Source organism: Mesorhizobium tamadayense, from assembly GCF_003863365.1.
In the GTDB taxonomy this organism is placed as follows: Bacteria; Pseudomonadota; Alphaproteobacteria; order Rhizobiales; family Rhizobiaceae; genus Mesorhizobium; species Mesorhizobium tamadayense.
Genome location: NZ_RQXT01000170.1, coordinates 1 through 1,158, shown reverse-complemented (window position 1 = coordinate 1,158; position 1,158 = coordinate 1). Strand labels below are relative to the sequence as shown.

Annotated in this window: 1 protein-coding gene; it reads right to left on the bottom strand. The window is 61.6% G+C overall.

Annotated features, from left to right (window positions below; all coding sequences use genetic code 11):
* Window positions 1-1,067: IS21 family transposase (gene istA, locus EH240_RS37035; protein WP_125007252.1), on the bottom strand; the 1,067-nt coding region annotated here is incomplete at its 3' end.
* Between the last annotated feature and the right edge of the window lie 91 nt (window positions 1,068-1,158).

Genomic DNA, 1,158 nt, shown 5'->3' with positions numbered 1-1,158 from the left:
CGGATGACGATCCTGTCGGCATAAGCATGGATTTCGACCGGGCGGCCGACGGCCGTCGACAGGACCGAGTATTTGTTGGTGTCGAAGCGAACCGTGCAGGTCTTCGACACCGAGGCCGGCACCGTGTGGAATCCGTCGAAAGGGCCGCGATACTCGACCAGTTTGCCGCGCTCTTCCTCGAACACGTTCCAGATCGTTCGTTCCGGTTGCTCGATGTGACGGTGCGCCTTGGCATAGGCGACGCACTTGTCCTGCAGCCAGGCGTTCAGCTCCTCATAGGTCTTGAAGCGCAGCCTGGGCGTGAAGAAGCGCTCGCGCACCAGCCCGACCTGGTTCTCGACCTGACCCTTCTCCCAGCCCGACGCCGGCGTGCAGGCGACCGGCTGCACCAGATAATGGCTGCACATCTGCAGGAGGCGGCGATTGTATTGGCGGTCCTTGCCAACAAAGATCGTTTCCACCGCCGTCTTCATGTTGTCGTAGATGCCGCGCGTGCAGGCGCCGCCGAAGAAGGCAAAGGCCCTATCATGGGCGTCGAACACCATCTCCTGCGTCTCGCGCGGATAGGCCCTGACGAACATCATGCGGCTGTGGCAGAGCCGGACATGGGCGACCTTCACGGTCACCGTCACGCCGTTGATCAGGACGATCTCGTGGCTCCAGTCGAACTGGTAGGCCTCGCCCGGCGCGAAGAACAGCGGCACATAGGCGTCCGCCGTCGCCGACCCCTGCGCCTTCGCCCAGCTCTTCGCGTAGCGGCGGACGGCGTCATAGCCACCCTCGTAGCCGAGACTGCAAAGCTCTTCGTAAATCCGGATCAGTGTCAGTTGCTCGCGCGCCGCCTTGCCACGGTTGCCATTCAAAAACCCGTCAAGTTGATCCTGCCACGGACCGATCTTCGGCTTGGGCTGCCGCTCGCGTTCGTAGGAGAACGATGTCTCATTGGATCTGAGAATCTTGCGGACGGTGTTCCGCGACACATGCAGTTCGCGGCAAATCCGCTTGAGCGACCATCCTTGCACATGGAATGCGCGCCGAACTCGGGCAATCGTATCCACCGACTTCATCCCCACACCATCCGCTCGCCACGACGAGCTGATGGTCGCAAATCAAAGCATCAGGGGGGTCAAAATTGGACGCCGATTCCCCGGCTTATGG